General features: G+C 62.5%; 7 protein-coding genes. 3 read left to right on the top strand and 4 right to left on the bottom strand.

What is annotated here, in order from left to right; genetic code table 11:
- Positions 1 to 14: 14 nt before the first annotated feature.
- The 3 genes from ACZYOF_RS18930 to ACZYOF_RS18920 all read right to left on the bottom strand — a co-directional run bounded on the left by ACZYOF_RS18930 (position 15) and on the right by ACZYOF_RS18920 (position 4,033).
- A complete protein-coding gene (locus ACZYOF_RS18930; protein WP_463716706.1) occupies positions 15 to 1,268 on the bottom strand; it encodes a sarcosine oxidase subunit beta family protein in 1,254 nt (417 codons plus the stop codon).
- A gap of 189 nt (positions 1,269 to 1,457) precedes the next feature.
- On the bottom strand, positions 1,458 to 2,498 hold the full coding sequence (locus ACZYOF_RS18925; protein WP_463716705.1) for a CobW family GTP-binding protein: 1,041 nt from the start codon (positions 2,496 to 2,498) through the stop codon (positions 1,458 to 1,460).
- On the bottom strand, positions 2,495 to 4,033 hold the full coding sequence (locus tag ACZYOF_RS18920) for an amidohydrolase (protein ID WP_463716714.1): 1,539 nt from the start codon (positions 4,031 to 4,033) through the stop codon (positions 2,495 to 2,497). The genes ACZYOF_RS18925 and ACZYOF_RS18920 overlap by 4 nt, the downstream gene beginning before the upstream one ends.
- A 359-nt stretch (positions 4,034 to 4,392) precedes the next feature.
- Between ACZYOF_RS18920 and ACZYOF_RS18915 the strand changes: the two genes are divergently transcribed.
- From ACZYOF_RS18915 to ACZYOF_RS18905, 3 genes are all read left to right on the top strand, one after another.
- Complete coding sequence (locus tag ACZYOF_RS18915; protein WP_463716704.1) at positions 4,393 to 6,219, top strand: CocE/NonD family hydrolase; 1,827 nt, start codon at positions 4,393 to 4,395, stop codon at positions 6,217 to 6,219.
- A 24-nt stretch (positions 6,220 to 6,243) separates the two neighbouring features.
- Entirely contained in the window at positions 6,244 to 6,765 is a 522-nt protein-coding gene (locus ACZYOF_RS18910) for a prolyl-tRNA synthetase associated domain-containing protein (RefSeq protein WP_463716703.1), read from the top strand.
- A 281-nt stretch (positions 6,766 to 7,046) separates the two neighbouring features.
- Positions 7,047 to 7,985, top strand: a complete 939-nt coding sequence (locus ACZYOF_RS18905; RefSeq protein ID WP_463716713.1) for a GlxA family transcriptional regulator — start codon at positions 7,047 to 7,049, stop codon at positions 7,983 to 7,985.
- A 117-nt stretch (positions 7,986 to 8,102) separates the two neighbouring features.
- Here the strand turns inward: ACZYOF_RS18905 and ACZYOF_RS18900 are convergent, their stop codons facing one another.
- Positions 8,103 to 19,151 carry a filamentous haemagglutinin family protein gene (locus ACZYOF_RS18900; RefSeq protein ID WP_463716702.1) on the bottom strand — a complete coding sequence of 3,683 codons (11,049 nt, stop codon included), beginning with the start codon at positions 19,149 to 19,151 and terminating at the stop codon, positions 8,103 to 8,105.
- Positions 19,152 to 19,168 lie beyond the last annotated feature (17 nt).

Below are 19,168 nucleotides of genomic sequence, written 5' to 3'. Positions count from 1 at the left end.
CTGAATTTCCAAGACTAGTGGGCCACGGCCGCAGCAGCGGCTTCGTCGATCATCACGCCATCGCGAAAGCGCTCGATCGTGAAGGGCGCGTTGATCGGATGAGGATCGTCCTTTGCGATCGTCCAGGCGAAGAGGTCACCTGAGCCAGGCGTCGCTTTGAAGCCTCCGGTGCCCCAACCGCAATTAAGATAGAGCCCGGGCACCGGCGTCTTCGCCACGATCGGGGATCGATCGGGAGTCACGTCGACGATGCCACCCCAGTTGCGCAACATCCGCAGTCTTCTGAACATCGGCACAAGCTCGCAAATGGCATCGAGCGTGTGGCTGGCGATATGCAGTGCGCCCCGCTGTGAATAGGATGTGTAAGCATCCGTGCCGGCACCGATGACCATCTCTCCCTTGTCGGATTGCGAGATGTAGGCGTGGATGGTGTTTGACATCACCACGCAGGGAAAAGCGGGCTTGACGGGCTCCGAGACCAGGGCCTGGAGCGGAAAACTCTCCAGCGGCAACCTTACCCCGGCCATGTTCATGACGACGCTGGTATTGCCAGCCGCGACGACTCCGACCTTGCCGGCCCGAATGAAGCCCCTTGACGTTTCGACGCCTTCTACCCGGCCCGATATCGCGCGGCGGATGCCGAGGACCTCGCAGTTTTCCAGAATGTCGACGCCACGCGCGTCCGCGGCCCTTGCGTATCCCCACGCGACCGCATCGTGTCGGGCCGTACCGCCCCGCCGCTGCAAAGCACCGCCAAGGATGGGATAGCGCATGGCACCGCCGACATTCAGCGGAGGACAGAACTCCTTGCACTCCTGTGGCGACAGCCATTCATTGTCGATGCCGTTGAGCCTGTTGGCATGGACATGCCGCTTGAAGCTCTGGACGTCGTGAATGTTGTGGGCGAGCATCAGCACGCCCCGCGGGGAGTACATCACATTGTAGTTCAGTTGCTGCGAGAGCCCTTCCCAAAGCTTCAAGGCATGCTCGTAGAACCTGGCGCTCTCGTCAAAGAGATAGTTCGATCGGATGATCGTCGTGTTGCGGCCGGTGTTGCCGCCGCCGATCCATCCCTTCTCCACCACTGCGACGTCAGTTTGTCCGTATCGTTCAGCCAGGTAGAACGCCGTCGCCAAGCCATGCCCGCCGCCTCCGACGATCACGACGTCGTAGGCAGGTTTCGGCTCGGGCGAACGCCACTGCCGTGGCCACTTCTCGTGTCCCCCGAGAGCTTCGCGAAACAAGGAAATTGCAGAGAATCGTCTCATGGGTGCCCGTGCCAGAATGACTGCGATTTATTATCGCCTGCCGATACGATCTCGCCAGCATCCGCTCGCCGTGCTTGTTGGATGAAAGCGACATCCCGACGGCTGACGTCGCCAGAGGCGCCTGACTTTCGGCCCAGACGGTAGCGACCGGGGCACCTCACCAGGCCGAAGTGCATAGCCGGAGCCCGGTCATGGTATGAGCCGGGACACCTCCGCTTCATCCCACTGGTCGGAAAAGCCGATGAGGACAAGCCTTGAGCCATGCTGGGCAATCGACGACAGCTCCGGCGCCGCCTCGAGACTCTCGCGCTTGCCGACTCGCTGATAGACGAATCTTCGACGTTCGTCGTCCTTGAAGCAGAAGAGACCTTTTGCCCGTACGATATTCTGCGGAAGCTCGCGCAACGCCCGCATGATCACGTCTCTTTGTATCGGTGTCGACCAGCTTCGCGTCGTTGATGCGAATGAGGTGTGATGGTCAGCGGCAGAGCATCGGAACGCGGACGAGGGGCTGGCGTTTACGCCCAGCACGATGTCCGCAGGAATGTTGCCGTGCATCGCCTCGAGGATGGTGCGGCCCGAAGCCGATAATTCGATCAGGCCCTTGATCGCGTCCCGGCGATCCTCGATGAGGTCGGATTTGCTCATTACGATGATATCGGCCGCAGACAACTGCGCCAGCATCGTCGGCCGGGTTCTCTCATCCCTGATGCGCTCGGGGAATGTTTCGCAATCCACCAATGTGAGGATGGCGTCGAGCCGTATCGCAGGATTGGCCAATGCCACCTGCGCGATGCCGCGCGGATCCGCAAGCCCGCTCGCTTCGAGAACGATGGCGTCGGGAGGTTCTTTTCGCTCGATCAGCCGCTGAATCGCGTTGACCAGATCGCCGTTGATCGAACAGCACGCGCAACCGTTTGTCAGGCCGATCGTATCCTCGCTTTGAAAGCGGATCAGTTCCTCGTCGATGTTTACGGCCGCAAAATCATTGACGAGTACGGCGATCCTCCTGCCGCCGGGCTCGGAAAGGAGACGGTTCACCAGGGTCGTCTTTCCGGATCCCAGGAAGCCGCTGACGATCGTCAGCGGCAGCGATACCGTGGCAACCGCGCGGGGGACGACCCTCGCGGCCTCAAAGATGCCCATCAACATGGCCAGAGTCTCTTTGCCGGCGGCCGGACTGACGGGCACGATAATGTCGTCGGCTCGATCGTGGGATCCGGCGGTCATGCAGGTTGCGGCTTGCCGCCGAGGACCGTGCCCCAGATCCTGATGTCCTTGAGATCGACGGGATCGACCTCAAATGGATCAGCTTCGAGGATGGCAAAATCGGCGAATTTCCCCGGCTCCAGACTCCCCAGTCGCTGTTCTGCGCCCAGCACGTAAGCCGCATCGATCGTGATTGCACGCAACGCGCGCTCGACACCGATCCGCTCGCCCGGAGCCAACACCGTTTTTCCGTCCAGGGCGATGCGGTTGACCGCGACCCAGGCGGCGGTCAACGGATGGAGCGGAACCAGGACCAGCGAATAGTCGGAATGCAGCGTGAAGATCACGCCTTCGCGCTCAAGGGATCCTAGTCTCGCCACCGCTTCGGAACGATCCGGCCCGAATCCCTCTTCGGCGTGGAGTTGGCTGCGATAGTGCACGAAATAATTGTTCACGCTGGCGACACCGCCGAGCGTCTTGAGCCGGCGGGCCTGGTCGGGCGTGCTGATGCAGTAGTGCTCCAGCGTGAAGCGATGATCAAATTGCGGCTGCACTTTCTGAAGCCTGGCCAGCGCATTCAGCGAAGCGTCCACCGCTTCGTCACCGTTTGCGTGACAGTGGATCTGGATACCCGCCTTCCAATAGGGAAGCATTCGCTCGTGGAGTTCGTCCCACGGGACATCGTTGCGCAGACCGTTGCTTCCGTCGAGATAGCCGGGAAAGTTCAGCCGCAGGGACATCGCGGGAAACGACCCGTCGGACAGAAACTTCACGCCATGAAAGAAAAGCTTGTCGCCGCTCCTTTTCATCGCGTCGAGAAGAAAATCCGCGCCCTTGCTGCCGTGATCGGAGTGGAGCGCAAGTTCGAGCGAAACAAGACCCATACGTAACGGAAAGCTCTCGTCCGGAACCACTTTCGAATGAAGCGCCCATTCGTTCTCGAAGTTTCCCTTGCCAAAGATCATTTCGGCGGTCGTGGTGACGCCGGCTTTCCGCGCGATGTCACCCATTCTCCTCAGGCCATCGACGCCGCCGCGCTCTGCAATCGCTTCGCGCATTGCGCCCAGAGCGAGGCGTCCGGCCTCCAGTTCGACGAACTGTCCGTTCAACCTGCCGTCCGGATACCGCATCACGCCGTGCACGTTCGTGTTGTCTGGAACCTTGGCCCGTTCCAGCGCCGCGCTGTTCAGGTAAATAAAATGCGGAGCGTAAGAGATCACCCACATCGGCCGCTTAAGGGAGATGGCATCGAGCTCATCGCGATGGAGATGTCCGCCCTGCGATGCGGGGTCCAATCCCCAGGCAATCAGCGCCGCATTCGGATCAGGGTCGGCATTGGCGGCTTCGCGAAGCTTGGCGACAACTTCCGCGCGGGTGGGCAGTCCCTTGTTGATGCCGTGGGGTCCCGGCGAGTCGATCGGGCCGATGTAGTGCATCGCGAGATAGCCGGCCGAGAACGCGAAGTGCGTGTGGGGGTCGATGAATCCCGGCAGGATGACCTTGTCCGCGAAGGTGTCGTCGATCTTGTAGGGATACCGTTTCAGCCAGGGCTGCATGGTCTCGATCGTACCGGTTGACAGGACGCGACCATCCCTGACCGCCACGCATTGGGCGAAAGGACGACCCGGATCCATCGTGATGACCTTCCGCGCCCGATAGACCGTGATATCTCCCATTTGAATTTCCCCCTGACTGTGTGGTCGGCTCGTGGATGACCCGAGCGGCGCGTTTGTTCGAACCGTGAACCAATGTGCACTTTCGCATCCCTTCGCGGTTGGAAGCTTGCGACATCGTCCGCGTAACGACGCGACACGTACGGCCTCGCATCTTGCCTCTGGACGCGCAGCCATGATGATCGGCTCCTTGCCGAGCCGCTCGTCGCGAGGCGGCAGAACCCGGATTTGCGGATTTTCAGATGGCCGACAACGACATGCGCGGAGATGCCTGGATGGTACCTCCGAGCCGGTACATCCGCGGCAGGCCCGCGACCCACAAGGTAACTCAGCCGAAATCGGTCTACATGAAAATGAAGGATGGCTGCAGGCTGGCCGTCGATGTGTATCTTCCCGACGGGACGGAAAAGCGCGGGCGCTGGCCGACAATCCTGATTCAAACGCCGTACTACCGCCGTTTCGCGGTCGATCCGTCGGCCGAAAATGTGGAGCCGTCGCCGAACGTCGCCAAATACCGCGATACTTTCGTCCCGCGAGGATATGCGCTTGTCGTCGTCGACATCAGAGGCACGGGAGCGAGCTTTGGTACGCGCGACATTTTCAGGTCTCCCCGCGAGCGCGACGACGCCTACGAGGTGGCCCAATGGATCGTCCAACAATCCTGGGCGAACGGTGCGATCGGCGCGACCGGCATATCCTATCTCGGAGCAGCGAGCGATTTCCTTGCTTCCACATCGCATCCTGCTGTCAAGGCGATCGCTCCGCTGTTTTCCGTTTGGGACACTTATCTGGATAACTATTACCCGGGCGGGATACTTCTGACCAATCTCGCCGAGGTCTACGATCGCCTGAAGGCCGGCCTCGACCAGGATAAGCGCGATCTGCTCAGGGAATTTGTCTACTACTCCAATCCCGCCTTCAGGGGACCGCATCCGGTCGATGACGATCCGGATGGCTCCGATTGCAGAGCGGCGATCGACGCACACTCCGGCAACTTCCGCATGCCGGAGCTGATGCGCGCCATGGAATACAGGAGCGAACCCCTTTCCCAATTCGGTGGGCACTCGTCCGATGCCATCAGCCCTGCGAGCTATTGCGAGGGTATCAGGCGAGATGTGGCAGTCTATTCCGTCTCCGGCTGGATGGACGGCGCCGGCTACGCGAACGGAGCGATCAGCCGGTTTCTCACCTTGCCGAACGAGAACAAGTACCTTCTCCTCGGCCCTTGGGATCATGGCGCGCGCATCAATTGCTCACGGTGGCGCGCGGACGAACTCCCGGAATTCGACATTCTCGCTGAGGTCTTGAGGTTCTTCGACGAGCACCTCGCCGGACATGAGACCGGCCTCCGCTCGGAGAAGCCGGTGCACTATTTCTCCGTACATGACGAGAAGTGGCGCGGCGCTGATACCTGGCCGCCGTTCGACGCATCGAAAACGCTATTTCTGGCGCTCGACGGAAAGCTCGAGGATGCGGCAGGCAAAGCGGCGACCGACTCCCACGAGATCGACTTTGGTGCGGGAACAGGCAGACAGACGCGATACGAGCGGATCGCGGCGATCGACAGTCGCCAGTACTACACGGACTGGGATGGCCGCGACCGCTCCATGCTGAACTACACGAGTTCCGAATTGCCTCACAGCGCCGAACTGAGCGGCCATTGCCTGGTCAATCTCTGGATCTCGGCTCCGGCGCGTGACTTCGCCGTCCACGCCTATCTCTCCGAGATACTCCACGATGGGCAATCCCTCTACGTCACCGAAGGGTGCCTTCGTGCGCTCCATCGGGCGGAAAGTCCCATGCCGCGCAATTATCAGACGCCTGGCATATTCCACGCTTGTAGGCGAGATCAGGCGCGAGAGTTGGTGCCGGGTCAACCGCATCTGTTTCGCCTTTCGCTGCTTCCGGTCGCCTGGACCTTTCTGGCGGGGAGCAGGATCAGATTGTCTCTCACGGGCGCCGATGCAGACCATTTCCAGCGCATCCCCGCGACGGGCCCACTGCGGATCGAGGTACTTCGTGGTGGCGGCAATGCCTCACACATCAAGCTGCCGTTGCGGTTGGCATGAGCAGCGGCTAGAGGAAGGCGATCTATGGGCAGCAGCATGAACCAAAGCGACGAACTTCTGGCCTATCTCGAGAGCAACGGCATCGAGGCGCGCACTTTCCAACACCCGCCGGTGCACACCGTCGAGGAGTCGAAGAGCCTTCGCGGCGATATTCCCGGCTTGCATACCAAGAACATGTTCCTGCGCGACGGCAAGAAGAACTACCTTCTTTTCGTGACCGACGAGGACGCAGCCATCAATCTCAAGCAGTTGGCTCGAAAGATCGGAGCGAAAGGAGGCCTATCGTTCGGATCGGCCGATGCGCTGCTGGAGTTGCTCGGCATCCAACCCGGCGCCGTCTCGGTGCTGGCGGTTGTCAACGACAAGGAACGAAAAGTCAGGGTCGTACTGGACCAACGATTGGCCGGCGTGGCGACGATCAATTGCCATCCCCTCAGCAACCAGAGGACGACGTCGTTGTCACGGGAGTCGCTCGAGAAGTTCCTGGCCGTTACGGGCCGCGATCCTTCCTACCTCGATCTGGAGGACGACAGCGGCCCGACCTGAGCGATCGATCTGCTGCGGCCTCCCCCCGCTTGGTTGGTCGCTGGCGCAGAGTCCGGGTTCGCGGCCTCCCGAATGGTCTTGTTTTTGCTTTCGTAATACCCGCAATATGACGCCCCGATCGCGAGATTGGGGAGATGCGGTTCCACGACAAGGCCGAAGCCCCGGCCCTCGCGCGGACACGCACGGAGGCAAGGATGGAGAGGACGATACGACCGCTTCGCGTCGGCTTTATATTGTCGAACAACTTCACGCTGACGGCGTTCTCGAACTTCCTGGACGTCGTGCGATTGGCGGCCGACGACGGGGACAACAGCCGTCCAATCCGATGCCAATGGCACATCATGTCCGCGGGCGGTGATCCAATCAGGTCCAGCAGCGGGGTGCTGGTCACGCCCACCTCCAAATTCATCGACCCGTCCGAGCTCGACTACATCGTTGTGGTCGGGGGCCTGCTTCACGACGGCCCACAGATAGACGAGCGCACCGGCAAATATCTTTTGACGGCGGCCGACTCAAGCTCGGCGATCGTCGGTGTCTGCACCGGCAGCTTCATTCTCTGGCGCCTGGGCCTCCTGCGCCAGAAGAAGTGCTGTATCAGTTGGTATCACTATCGCGACTTCCTGGAGGAGTTTGGCGACACGTTGCCGATTGCCGACCAACTGTTCGTTGTCGATGGGCGGCGCATCACGTGCTCGGGCGGGATCGGCGCAGCCTATCTTGCGGCGCATATCGTCGAGTTGCGCCTTGGCTTGTCCAACGCGCAGAAAGCGCTTCACATCATGCAGATCGACCGGATGCGACCCGGCTCATCGGCTCAATCGGCTCCGCCTACGGAGTTCGTCGGCAATGATAGTCGGATCTCGCGCGCCCTGTTGATCATGGAGCAGAACCTGTCGTCTCCCCTTTCCATTGCCCGGCTGGCGGCCAAGGTCCGCCTCAGCACGCGTCAACTCGAGCGGCTGTTCAAGGACGAGACGGGTCAGTCTCCTCAAAACGCCTATTTGCGCTTGCGGTTGAAGCATGCACGCTGGATGATGAAGACCGAGATGACGCTGGCCGCCATCGCTGCGGAAACCGGATTTGTCGACGGATCCCATCTCAGCAAGGCGTACAAATCCACGTTTGGAAGCAATCCGTCCGAGGATCGCAAGAGATCTGTCGGTAGCGCCCTCGATCTCGAACCAAGCGCGGAAGGTCGTCGGGTCTATGATCCTGCCTGAGTTCAGTTTCTCAAGAGATTGATTGCTGCGCTCAGTCAGCGGCACTGCGCAGCCGAAGCCCCGGCCGCCGGTCGACGATACCGGGAGAGTCGCTGGAGATATCGGCCACATTTGGGGTCAGCGCACCTGCTTTTTCTTCTCGTAGATCAGAGCCTCGGTCTGCATATCCGACAGCGCACCGGCCCCTAATACTTGAACCGGACTTGTCTGATCGTAGTTGTAACTGCGCCGCTCCTTCCTGCCACGTTCTTCCTCCTGACGCGGAGCTTCATCGCGTCGCGGCGTTTGCGGATCGCTCTCGCCGCCAAAGCCGAGCAGCTCGACGATGATGATCGACGGCCGCTCATTCGCAGGCTGCTGCGTCGCGTCCTTGACCGCGTCGGCCGCCGCCTTGTCCTTGGTTTCGACCGTCAGATTGACGGCCGGGGCCTGCACCTTCGGCACGCCCTTGGTCTCACCACCGACCTTGATGTTGTCGGTGTTGAGCACATACATCGCCGCCACGGTGAGGTCGCCGCTGACCCGGATTCCGGCGTCGCCCGCATCCACCGTGCCGACCGGAGCGATCAACGAGACGTCGCCGGGCTCGACACCGGTGAAGCCGATGATGGTGCCGATGCCGCTGCCGGAAATGTCAGCCTTTTCCATGACCTTCGTAACGGCGTCGGCATCGGTGACGATTTCCGGCGCCGACGGCACACGCGTGGTCTTGGCACCACGGCCGGCATCGATGTCGCCGAGCGTCGACCAGATCACCTCATCGCCGCCGGCGAAGGTGAGGATGCGCGAGCGGTTCACGGTGACGCTGTCGCGGGCGAAGATGTTGATGTCGCCATTGCCGAGCGTGATCAAGCCGGCGCCGGGCGGCGCGACCGTGCCAAGTGCCGCCACCTGTAGTCCGCCGCCCGGTGTCAGCGTCTCGATGCCGCCGCCAGCCATAGTGAGGAACGCGGTGTTGCCGATCTTGATATCGCCGCTCCAGTCCTTGCCGGGGAACAGGGTCTCGATCGCGGTGTAGCCACGCTTGTAGCCGCCGTGGATCGGCCGACCATCCGCACCGAGCGTGTTCTGATCGTCGCCGGCAGCCCTCAACTCCTGAATATACACCTGGCGCAGGAAGCGCTGCTGCGTCAGCGCAGGCAATGACTGGAAGCGCGCCCAGGCGCCGAGCGGCGACAAGGTCTCGCCGGTAATCTCCTGGATGAACGAGACCAGGCCGGACCTGACCTTGTGCGAAGATCCGCCGCGCGTTTCGAAGGCATCGGTCAGATAGATTGGCAGCATGACACCATCGATCGTCGCCTTCAGGTAATCCGGCATCGCCGTGACATCGGCAGGATCGAGATAAGCTGCCGCCAGCGCATCGTAGGAGGGCTGCTTGCCTTTGAGGCCGGCCATCACGGAGATCGCGGCGCCGTCGCGCGGCAGTCCCCGAACCTCCGAGGTCTCGACCGGGCGGTGGTCGGCGTAGGCGTAGTAGTTGCCACGACTGTTGATCACGAAATTCGCGCTATAGACGTCTCGCCCCGCCGCCAGGGCAATCATGCCTGGGCCTTGGATATCGATGTTATAACCGATGATATCGTTGCCGGCCTCGAGCAGCGAGACGTCAGAACGATGAACGTTACGCAGGTCGTAGCTGATATTGCGAATATCGGCCCCGGCACGGAACCAGGTCTGCTCGTTGGTGGTGACCTTTCCGAGGCGCATCACGTTGCCGGCAACGATCGGCGAGTTCGATATTGTGCCACTTCTTGCAAAGATACGACTGGGCTCCTCGTCGCCCTCGTTAGCCAAGTGATCCGGATTGCGAACGCTTTCGATATAGCCGCCATGCGAATTGTAGCTGATCGGATTCTCGAACGTCAGGGTATTGAACAAGAGAGCATGAAATCCACTGTTCGCCGGTGATTGGAAATCGGCTTCGAACGGAAACTTCACGAGCTGGATATCCGCACCTGAGCCTCCGCCGACAGGCCTGAAAGGCGAAGGCATCATCTCGAGATTTGCCCGTGACATGGTGATTTCACCGAGCATCACATCTGTTTCGGCGAGGATACGGAGTTCGGGATGGCTTCCGGGAGCCGTGTAGAAACGATTGAGGTTGGTCACCGATCCGTTGAGAGCAGCGATGCGCGTCATTGAGGGATAGAGATTGGTCGCCATCAGACCGATGATCGAATAGTCGATATCGCTCGTGTAGACGCCGCCGCTGGCCAGATCGATGTCCTTGGAGAGAAATCTCCCCTGGTTGGCCAACGTGACGTTGCCGCCTACCGCCAGCAGGTCGAGCGCCGTTCGATCGGTGTAGCCGCTCATATGCGCGTTGTAGAAATCCTGACCGCCGAACATCAGAGAGTCGGAGCTGAGCAACAGGGGATCCATGACCGTCTGCAGGAGCAGGTCACCAGCGGTTCTGACCTTCACCGTCGCGTCGCCAAGCGCAATCACAGGCGCAATGGCATAGGCATCGATCTGCGTCGCCGACTTCTGTGCAAACACCGTGCGTCCGACGGTGAATTCGCCGGCGGTGATGGTGCCCGCACCACGTCCCGCATAGTAATAGCCTGCGCGGATCGCGCCGCCGGCTTCGACCTCCATCAGGCCGCCGTTGCGGACTTCGAGAAGCTTGCGTTCGCCGCTCGACATTCCGCCGCGGACGCGGCCGTTGGTGGGCAGCGCCACCAGCAGGTTGACCAGATCACCGCCCGCATTGACCGACACGTTGCCGCCGCCGAGCGCACCGACGCCCTGCTGGAAATTGCCGTAATCGACCCACCATGAGCTCTGCTGGCCCGGCAGATAGACATAGCTTCTGTCGGTCGAGCCGACCTTCTTCAGCCACTCCACGAACAGCTGGTTGTCGTCCGGATTGGCCGGCAGCACCGACTGCGCGCTGCCCTGCGCCGAAATTCTGAGATTACCGCCGTTGATGCCATAGGTCGCGCTCACCGGCGCAATGAAGTCGGCGAACGAGGTCGGGTCAGCTCGTCCCGCTGTATAGATGACGGATTCGTTGTGCGCCAGAAGCAGATCGCGGCCAGCCACGACATCGATATCACCGGTACCGGTGCGAACGACCTTGCCGGCGGCGGCATCGCCAACGATGAGCGAACCGCTGCCTGACGGCAGAGCCGTCAGCGGAGCGACCGCAAGTGCGCTTGCCGATGTCGGATCGGCACCGGAGACGAGCCGCAGATCCCATGACGCGGTATCCTGCAGTACACCACTGCGGTCCGCCGCCGAGAAGCCGTCGCTGAGATGGCCAAGGATGGTGAGATTGCCGGCCGCACGCAGCGTCAGTCCGCCGGCGCGGGCGTTGGCACCGAAGTCGGCGAACAGATTCCAGTCGGTTTCGGCGACGAGGTCGCCCGAGCTGCGGATCTCGATGCCGGGCATCACGGCAAGGCTGCCCGAGGCATTGAGGCGGGCAGCAATCGCCGCGGCATGGCCAGCGAAATTGTTGGCATCGGCAATCGCCGCCGCGCGGACCGCGTCAACCGAGCTGCTGTCATAGACGCTGACGCCTTCGAGCACGGCGGAACGTGCGCCGACAATACTGGCCTGTAGATTGCTGACAGCGATCTCGTCGTGACCGGCCGACTGCAGCGCGAGGAAGCGTACACGACCACCCTCGGCGCCGGAAACGTCGATGCTGCCGCCGCGCAGATCCAACTGGCCGCCGCTGGCTTCCAGCGTCACGCGCCCGCCACCGAATTCGCCGGTGGCGCCGGCCTGGAGCCGGGCGGAGCTCAACATCGTCAGCCCATTGCCGGCACTGACTGCGATCTTGCCACCATATTCCGAGCGAGCATCGATCAAGCCCGCCAGCGTGACTGAGCCCCGGTCAGCAACCAGCGCGAAGTCCGCGACGTTGGTGATGCCATCGATCACCACATTGCCCGAGCGTATCCGGAACTGCCGCGACGCGGAGAAGCCCGACAAGTTCAGCGTCTGGCTCATGGTGGCAAAGTCCGGCAGGGTCGCGATGTCCAGCGCAAACGAACCGCCCTTCTCGCCGGCTTTCGCCTGGGCCTGGATGCGCCCGTCGAGCACCACGGTGCCGCCGTTGGATGCGGCCATCGAGAGCTTGCCCGCCGCGCCGCCATCGGCATGCGCGGCAAGATTGAGCGTTCCGCCCGAAGTCAGTTGCACCGAACCAACCGCCGTCAATGCGATGCTCCCTGCATCGGCGAATTGCGCGACGTCAAAGAACTCCTTCCTGAAGCCACCGACATCGATTAGGCCGCCTTGGCCGATCACGACATTGCCACCGGTCGCAGTCAGATTGACGGCACCTCCGAGCGCCACGATGCGTCCACTGAGATCGACGCTCGATCCTGTCAGCGAAAAGCGGGTACCGAGGCTGAGTTCGGGACGATCGATGACGCTGTGGCCGCCGCCGATCACCCGAAGCGCGCTCTGGGTGACGATCGATTGCGATGCGCCGCCGCGCCCGGTCACCACCGGACTCGCCAACGTCACGGTCGCCATATCGGCTTCGATGCTGCCGTTGCCCTGCCCGACGATCTGGCGGCCCGCATTCAGCGTGACCGCGTCGAAGCCCCGCAATACCTTGTTGCCGCTGCCAAGAACGATTTCGTCGGCGCTCAGTGTCAGTTGGAGACGGCCGGCCCCGACGGGGCTGCTGAAGCTGCCGCCGCTGTTGTCGAGCGCGATGCTGCGACCGCTGATCGCGATGGTACCATTGCCGTAACCAACCAGCCCGGCGGAATCCAGCGTCACCGCATTCAGACCGGCACCGCCAAGATTGACGGAGGTGTAGACGTCGATCGTGCTGTAGCTGCGCAAGGTGAGAGCCTGCGTATTGGCCAGTTGCGCCAGTGACACCGCATCGAGCACGAGGCCGGAGGTGCCGCCGCCGAAGCCGATCCGGCCGCTCGACAGTGACAGAGCCACGCCTGAAAGCTTCGCAGTGCCGGCGACCACCGTGTCCTGCGTCGCATCGATCAGCAGCGCATTGCCACCCGCAAGTGTCGCATTGGCGCCGATCGTCACGATCCCGCCCATCGTGATGTCGACATTCTCGCGCAGCACCTTGACAGCATTGCCGGTGGAGACACGAAGCAGCGCACCGTAATCCTTCGACGGGCTCAACAGCACATCGTTGTCGGGATTGCCATCACTCACGCCGCCGATGTCGCCGTAGACCGCCTTGACCTGCGGCGCCATCACGAGATCAACGCTGCTGCCCGGGGCGGTTCCCCTTGCGAGGATGACGCTGCCGTCGCCGACGCCGATCGTGCCGCTCGCCGCAAAGAGGATTTCCGATCCCATCAACGCGCTCGTCGCATCGTTGCGAATGACAACGTCGCTCGCTGTCACATCGATACGCAGGCCTCTCGCGTCACCACTGCGAACGCCACCGATCAACAGGCTGCCGGCGCCGAAATTGCTGAGCGAGTTCGCGTCGACCACCAGATAGCCGGTCAGATCGCTGCGATCCTGACCGCTGCCGACGATCGCGATCCTGCTCCCGGCGATATCCACCAGACCGCCGCGACCGCCCGCGGCCGGTTGCGACCGCAGCAGACCTTGCAGCACGAGCTCGGTTGTCGCCTTGAACACCACCGATCCGCCGTCGGCCGGAAGCCGCGGCGTAACGATATTGATGCCGGTGAGACGGTATTGCCCGAGCTTGAACGCATCGGATGCGAAGTAGGTGTTGGCGAAGGCTTCGTTGTATTCACTGTAGCTGCGCAAGGTCGAGCCCGACATCACCTGCCACGTCGAGCGGAGCTGCTCGAAGCCGCCGCCATAGGCATCTGCCCGGTAACCGCTCATCAGCACCGAACCATCCGCCATCGGCACGGAATTGAGGACCTCCTTGCCAGCGGATCCCTTCACGACGGACACCGCGTACGCCCCGGGCAGCAAGGCATAGCGCGCCGGCAGCAAGGCGTACCAGCCAGCGGCGAGGCCATTGCCCCCGGCAAGCCAGATTTGATCCTGTGAAGCCGTCGATGCATTCAGCCCCGGCATGATCGCGTAAAGTCCTGGCTGGGTCAGCACGTCGTGCGAGCCGCCGGGGCCGGGGACGTGCTCCCAAGCATAAAGATCGCCGCCACCGCGAATGTCGACAACCGAACCGGCCGCGAGCGTGACGCCGGGCGCATTGAGGACAATATTCTTTTCCGGCAGCTTGCCTAGCGTTGGCGTCGGATTGGCCTCGGTCGGCTTCGCGAGCGGATCGTTCCAGAACTCGTTGTTGCTCAAGGTCCCATAAGGAAGCACGAGACCGTCGCCGGACACCGACGTGATACTTCCGGCGCCCAGTGCGATGCTGTCCGTGGCTGTGAAAGTGATGCTGCCAAATGGCGCGCGCACCACGCCGTTCTGCGCGATCGCCGGCGCTTCGAGGTTCAAGGTGCCAGCGGCCGACAGCGGCAGCCCAGTATCGCCGTTGCGCGCGATGACCAATTGCGTGCCGGCCTTGATCGAAGCAAGGATGCCGGTAGCCGGATAGACCTGCCCGACCTTCAGCTCGAGACGGCCGTCTGCATCGAGCGACGAGGTGCGGTTTGACCGCAGATCGGTCAGCAGGCCGCCCATCCGGAGATCACGCGCTACCAACTGCGTTTCAGCGAATCCGCTAAAGGCCATTCTGGTGATGTCGATCAGATCGGCAGTCAGCACGATCTTGCCGACACCGGCCGGGCCGGCGGAACCGGATCCTCCGAGGAGCGCGATATAGGGCGCGGTCACCTTAGCCGTTCCTGCGCCGCCGCTGTTGATCGCGCCGCCGATCGAGATCGACTTGCCGAACGACAGATTGATTCCCGGCGCAACCATGAAGGCGGTCGAATTCACGTTCAGGGTACCGAAGCCGCCGTTGTTCACGGTGTCGGCCGAGATCTTCGTGACCTTGACGTTGGCGGTAGGCAACTCCAGGCGTTGAGTGGCGGCAGGATCCGTGAAGAAGTTTTTCGACAGCAACGCGATCTGGTTGGTGAGTTGTGGCGTAACCGATGCCAGCGGCTGGGGGAGGCTGCCGGGCGTCGAGTCCGCGTTGAGATCGATGATGGCCAATCCCCCGCCGCGCGTGAGAGCGGTCGTCGCGTCCCGAATTGCGTTTCGTACGATAGCGAACTGAAAGGCCGGTTCCGAACCCGAGCTGTATTCCCTGTAGATGTCCAGGTTCTGCCGTAGGTTGACCGCGACGACCGCCCCGGTGTCCCTGTCAACGTAGTACAGCGCCGGAAGCATGAAGCTCGGCGTCGGCTCCGAAGTGCTCCCCACCGAGATATCGATCGTGCCTCCGACCGATCCAGCACCGCCGGCATATCCCTGGAATGATCCTGCGACGACATCATTGGCGGCGCCGCTCAGCTTGAGCGCAATCGTACCGCCGTTACTGGCGAGGCTATAGGTCGAGACCGCGCCCCTCCCCCTCCCCAGATCGAAAGTGCCGCTCGCCCCCGAGACATCGATCAGCGAACCGGCTTCGATCTTCATCACCGCCGCCTCAGCGAGGCTGACACCGCCTCCAGCCAGCACCGTCCCGGAGCGCAGACCTTGCGCGTCGATCTCCGTCACCGATGTGCCGCGTGCCAGCAGTTGCGCTCCTGCCGTAAGCGCGAGCTCGCCATTGGCGGACACGGAGATCGAGCCCGCCGGCGCGTCGATCGCGCCACGCACGATCACGTCGCCGGGGATGGTGGTATCGGTGGCCGGATCCTTATGACCGATGGCAGCCAGCGTGACGGAGCCGCGGACATCGGTCCGCACCACAGAGCCGGCGCCGACGGTGACGCTGTCGCCGATCAGGGACAGCGAAGTTGGCTTGCGATCCAGCCGGTCCGCCGTCGGGAGCAACGCGAGCTTGCCAATTGCAGTGATCGGTGTGCCCGATGCAAAGGCGGAAACATCGACGCCGGCGAGATCGACATTCAACGGAAGCTGCGAAATCGTGGCGCCATCCGCGACCGTGATGTTGCCGGTACTCGTCAACGACAAGGCGCGGAAGCCACGTTCGCTGTAGAGCGTCTCCGACAGCCGCAACACGGCGGGATCGGCCGGAGCGGTGCCGCCTACCTGGACCGATCCTGACGTAACAATCGTGAGTGAGCCACCCGAACCTGCCGCGTAGCCGCGCAGATCGAGTTCCGACAACTGATTGGCATCCGTGACCGACAGCGTGATGGCGCCGGCATCGCCGAGTTTCAACTTCGGCTTCGCGCCGCGCGTGTCGTACCAGCCGCCGCCGGACACGTCCAGGGTGATGCCCGGCGCGAAATCGCCGGTGAGCTGGATCGTGCCGCCCTTGATCACGGGAAGCTGCGCCCCGCCTGGGCCATTGATCCATTCGCCACTGACATCGATCGCGGCGCCGCGACCGAAGGTCGCCGTCTCCGCGCCGGCAAACCAAACATTGCCGCCAGCAATGCGAATGCTGCCGTCAACAGCAAAGCTGGCCGGATTTTGAGTGCCAACATTGGCAATCACGTTGAACGTCGTGCCCGGCGCGAGCTCGAGTTTCTCGTCCTTGTCCAGCGTGAAACTGGTGGCGACATAGAAGGCAAGCTTCGACATGCCGGCTTCGGCCAGCACATCGGAATCGAGATAGGTGGTCTTATCGCGAACCGATGTATCTCTATCCTGGGTGCCGTGGTACCATTTCGTATCCAACGGGCTGCTCGCGGTAAAGTTGGCAGGCAGCATCTCCGGCTCGGCAGCGATGATGAGATTGCCCAGCAGCCACTGGCGATGCTCGTCGGCGTTGCCGCCAATCGTGAACGTGCCGGCGGTGGCGAGCTGGCCGGACGCCGCCTGCCGTTCCCCCGTGATGACCCCACCCCAGTAGCCCCCCTCGAGCACCATGGCTTCGGCAGCGAAGAACTGGATCGAACCGGCATCGCGACCTTCGGTATAGCCCTGCTCGAACCGCGTGCCGTTACTGCGATCCAGCGGGTTGCGCCAGGTCTCGGTGATGCCGGCACGCTCATGCCTGCGAGTGAAACCGCCCGCGAGACCGACATAGAGACGATCGGGCGTCGCCTCACCGATATCGTAGACTCGACCGTCCGCCCCCCGAATCTTGGTCGTGGTGATCCAGCCGTCCGCATAGCGCACCGAGCCGCCCGAGACGTCGAGCAATGAACCTTCGCGGGTTACGATTGAGCCACTCGACTTGACGAAGATCGAACCCGCCTTGGTGGACAGCTCACCCAGCGTCGTCTTGCCAACCCCGATCCAGCCGGAGAAATCGCCGAGCGGCGTACCAATCCATTTGCCGGGCGAACCTGCGATCCAGTTGACATCGGCCATGGGCCCGTCCCCGAACAAGCCGCTGACGCGCTTGTCGACGCTGACTGTCAGTCCGCGCAGCCACGAGTCACGATACAAAGGCGAATCGCGCAGTTCGTTGATACGAAATTCACCAGTGACGACGTTGCTCTCCATGGTGAGCAAGACGTCCTGCAGACCCGCAACGCTGAGATAGGCATCTTCGCCGATATACACGCGGCTGCCGTCGCGCTTCACCGGCTCCCCTGTGATGGGAACATCGCCCGACAGGGCCGATGTGCTGGCAACGATGCTGATTGTGCCGGCCGGCACGATGACGCTGGCCCGGGCCTCGATATCGATGAATTTCCCGCGCATCTCGATGCGACCGGGACTGTAACGTGTCGCCAGCGACGTCAGTTCGATGTCACTGGCATCAGTGAGGTCCGGCATCGCCGTGGTGACGCTGCCTGATCCCAGAACCAAGGTACCAGTCGACCAGTAGCGCAGCGGCGATCCAACAGGCATCGAGCTGCCGTAGGACATCATGCCTTCGCCCCAGGCGCGCAGCCGGATCGAGCCTTCGCGGTTGTTCAATGCAGTCGAGGCCTCGAGCGCGCCGTTCTGCACGATCTCGCGGGACATCAGAGTGATGTTGCCGTGGTCGGCCCGCACCATGCCATTATTGACGACGTTGTAACCGACCGAAGCGCGACGCGCCGCCATCTCCGGGAACACGACGTTCTTCAGGCCGAGCGTATAGTCGTTGTCGCTGCTCCAGTTTCCCTGATCGGTCACTGTCGCCATATGGTAGTAGTCGAACATCCAGCGCATCGGCGCCGAGACGGCGACGTCGAGACCACGAACGCCAAACTGATCGGTCGTGAGGTAGATCTGTTCGCCCGCCGCCATGATGACCTGGCCGTCAGGCGCCGAGATACGGCCGGAGTTGAGGACATGCGGCGCAAAGATCAGGGCCTTGCCGCCGCTCGCCATTGTCAGCTGCGCACCGGCCTCGATCCGCACATCGCCCGGAGCGTCGCCGATGATCGCGCCTGCGACCTGGCTGGGATCGTTGAGCCCGACAGATTGGTTCGGGTTTTGTTGTCCGAGATAGCCGAACTGCGGCTTTGCGATGCTGGCTCCGCTTCCTAACGAATCGTCGAAGACCATGAGCTGTCTGTTGATGCCGGCGCGGAACTGTTCATCCGACAGGCTCAACGACGAGGCGACGAAAGTGTTGACGTTGATCTGGCTCGATCCGCCGAAGATGATGCCGTTTTTGTTGATGACGTAGACTTGGCCCTCGGCCTTGATGGTGCCGAAGATGCGGCTCGGGGCGAGGTTCGGATCGGTGACGCGGTTAAGTGCGATCCAGTTCGACGCGTTCGCGCCGCCGGCGCTCTGATCGAAGTGGAGATTGGTCTCGCGGCCGACATTGAAGCTGGACCAGTTCAGGATTGCTTTTTGCTCGGTCTGCCTAACGGTCACCGTGGTGCGGCCTCCGCCCTGCGCCTGCGTCGGCAGATCGGCGCCGGTCCAGACGCCCGGGACGGCTCCGGCCCCCGGCGCCGTCACCAGTCCTCCGGGCGTCAGTCCGTTCGGGACCGCGCTTTGTGCCGCCAGCGCCGCCGCACGCGCGGCGGCCTGACTGTCGCGCAGTGCCTGCAATGAAGCCGCCGCGCGCGCCATCGACTCCACCGCCTGCTTGGCCGCGAGCGACGACTGCTGGGTGGCCAACTGCGCGGCCGCGGCAGCGGCTGCCGTAGCCGAACCCGAACCCGTGCTTGCGCTCCCCAGGCTGCGCGCCTCCGCCCCCGCAATGCTGCCGAGCAGCAGAGCAGCGGCACTGACCCCAACGAGCAAGTTGTTCTTGAGGGTAGCGCGGCGGAATCGGCAGGCGGCAGGCTGGACGGACATGGCTTGATCTCTCGGCA

It is taken from the genome of Bradyrhizobium sp. LeoA1Lang (assembly GCF_055413685.1).
This window is presented reverse-complemented; position numbering and strand designations above follow the sequence as displayed.

Excerpts from the sequence above, each read along its gene's own strand:
- ACZYOF_RS18930 (WP_463716706.1), bottom strand. The coding sequence starts at position 1,268 with ATGAGACGATTCTCTGCAATTTCCTTGTTTCGCGAAGCTCTCGGGGGA.
- ACZYOF_RS18925 (WP_463716705.1), bottom strand. The coding sequence starts at position 2,498 with ATGACCGCCGGATCCCACGATCGAGCCGACGACATTATCGTGCCCGTC.
- ACZYOF_RS18920 (WP_463716714.1), bottom strand. The coding sequence starts at position 4,033 with ATGCAGCCCTGGCTGAAACGGTATCCCTACAAGATCGACGACACCTTC.
- ACZYOF_RS18915 (WP_463716704.1), top strand. The coding sequence starts at position 4,393 with ATGGCCGACAACGACATGCGCGGAGATGCCTGGATGGTACCTCCGAGC.
- ACZYOF_RS18910 (WP_463716703.1), top strand. The coding sequence starts at position 6,244 with ATGGGCAGCAGCATGAACCAAAGCGACGAACTTCTGGCCTATCTCGAG.
- ACZYOF_RS18900 (WP_463716702.1), bottom strand. The coding sequence starts at position 19,151 with ATGTCCGTCCAGCCTGCCGCCTGCCGATTCCGCCGCGCTACCCTCAAG.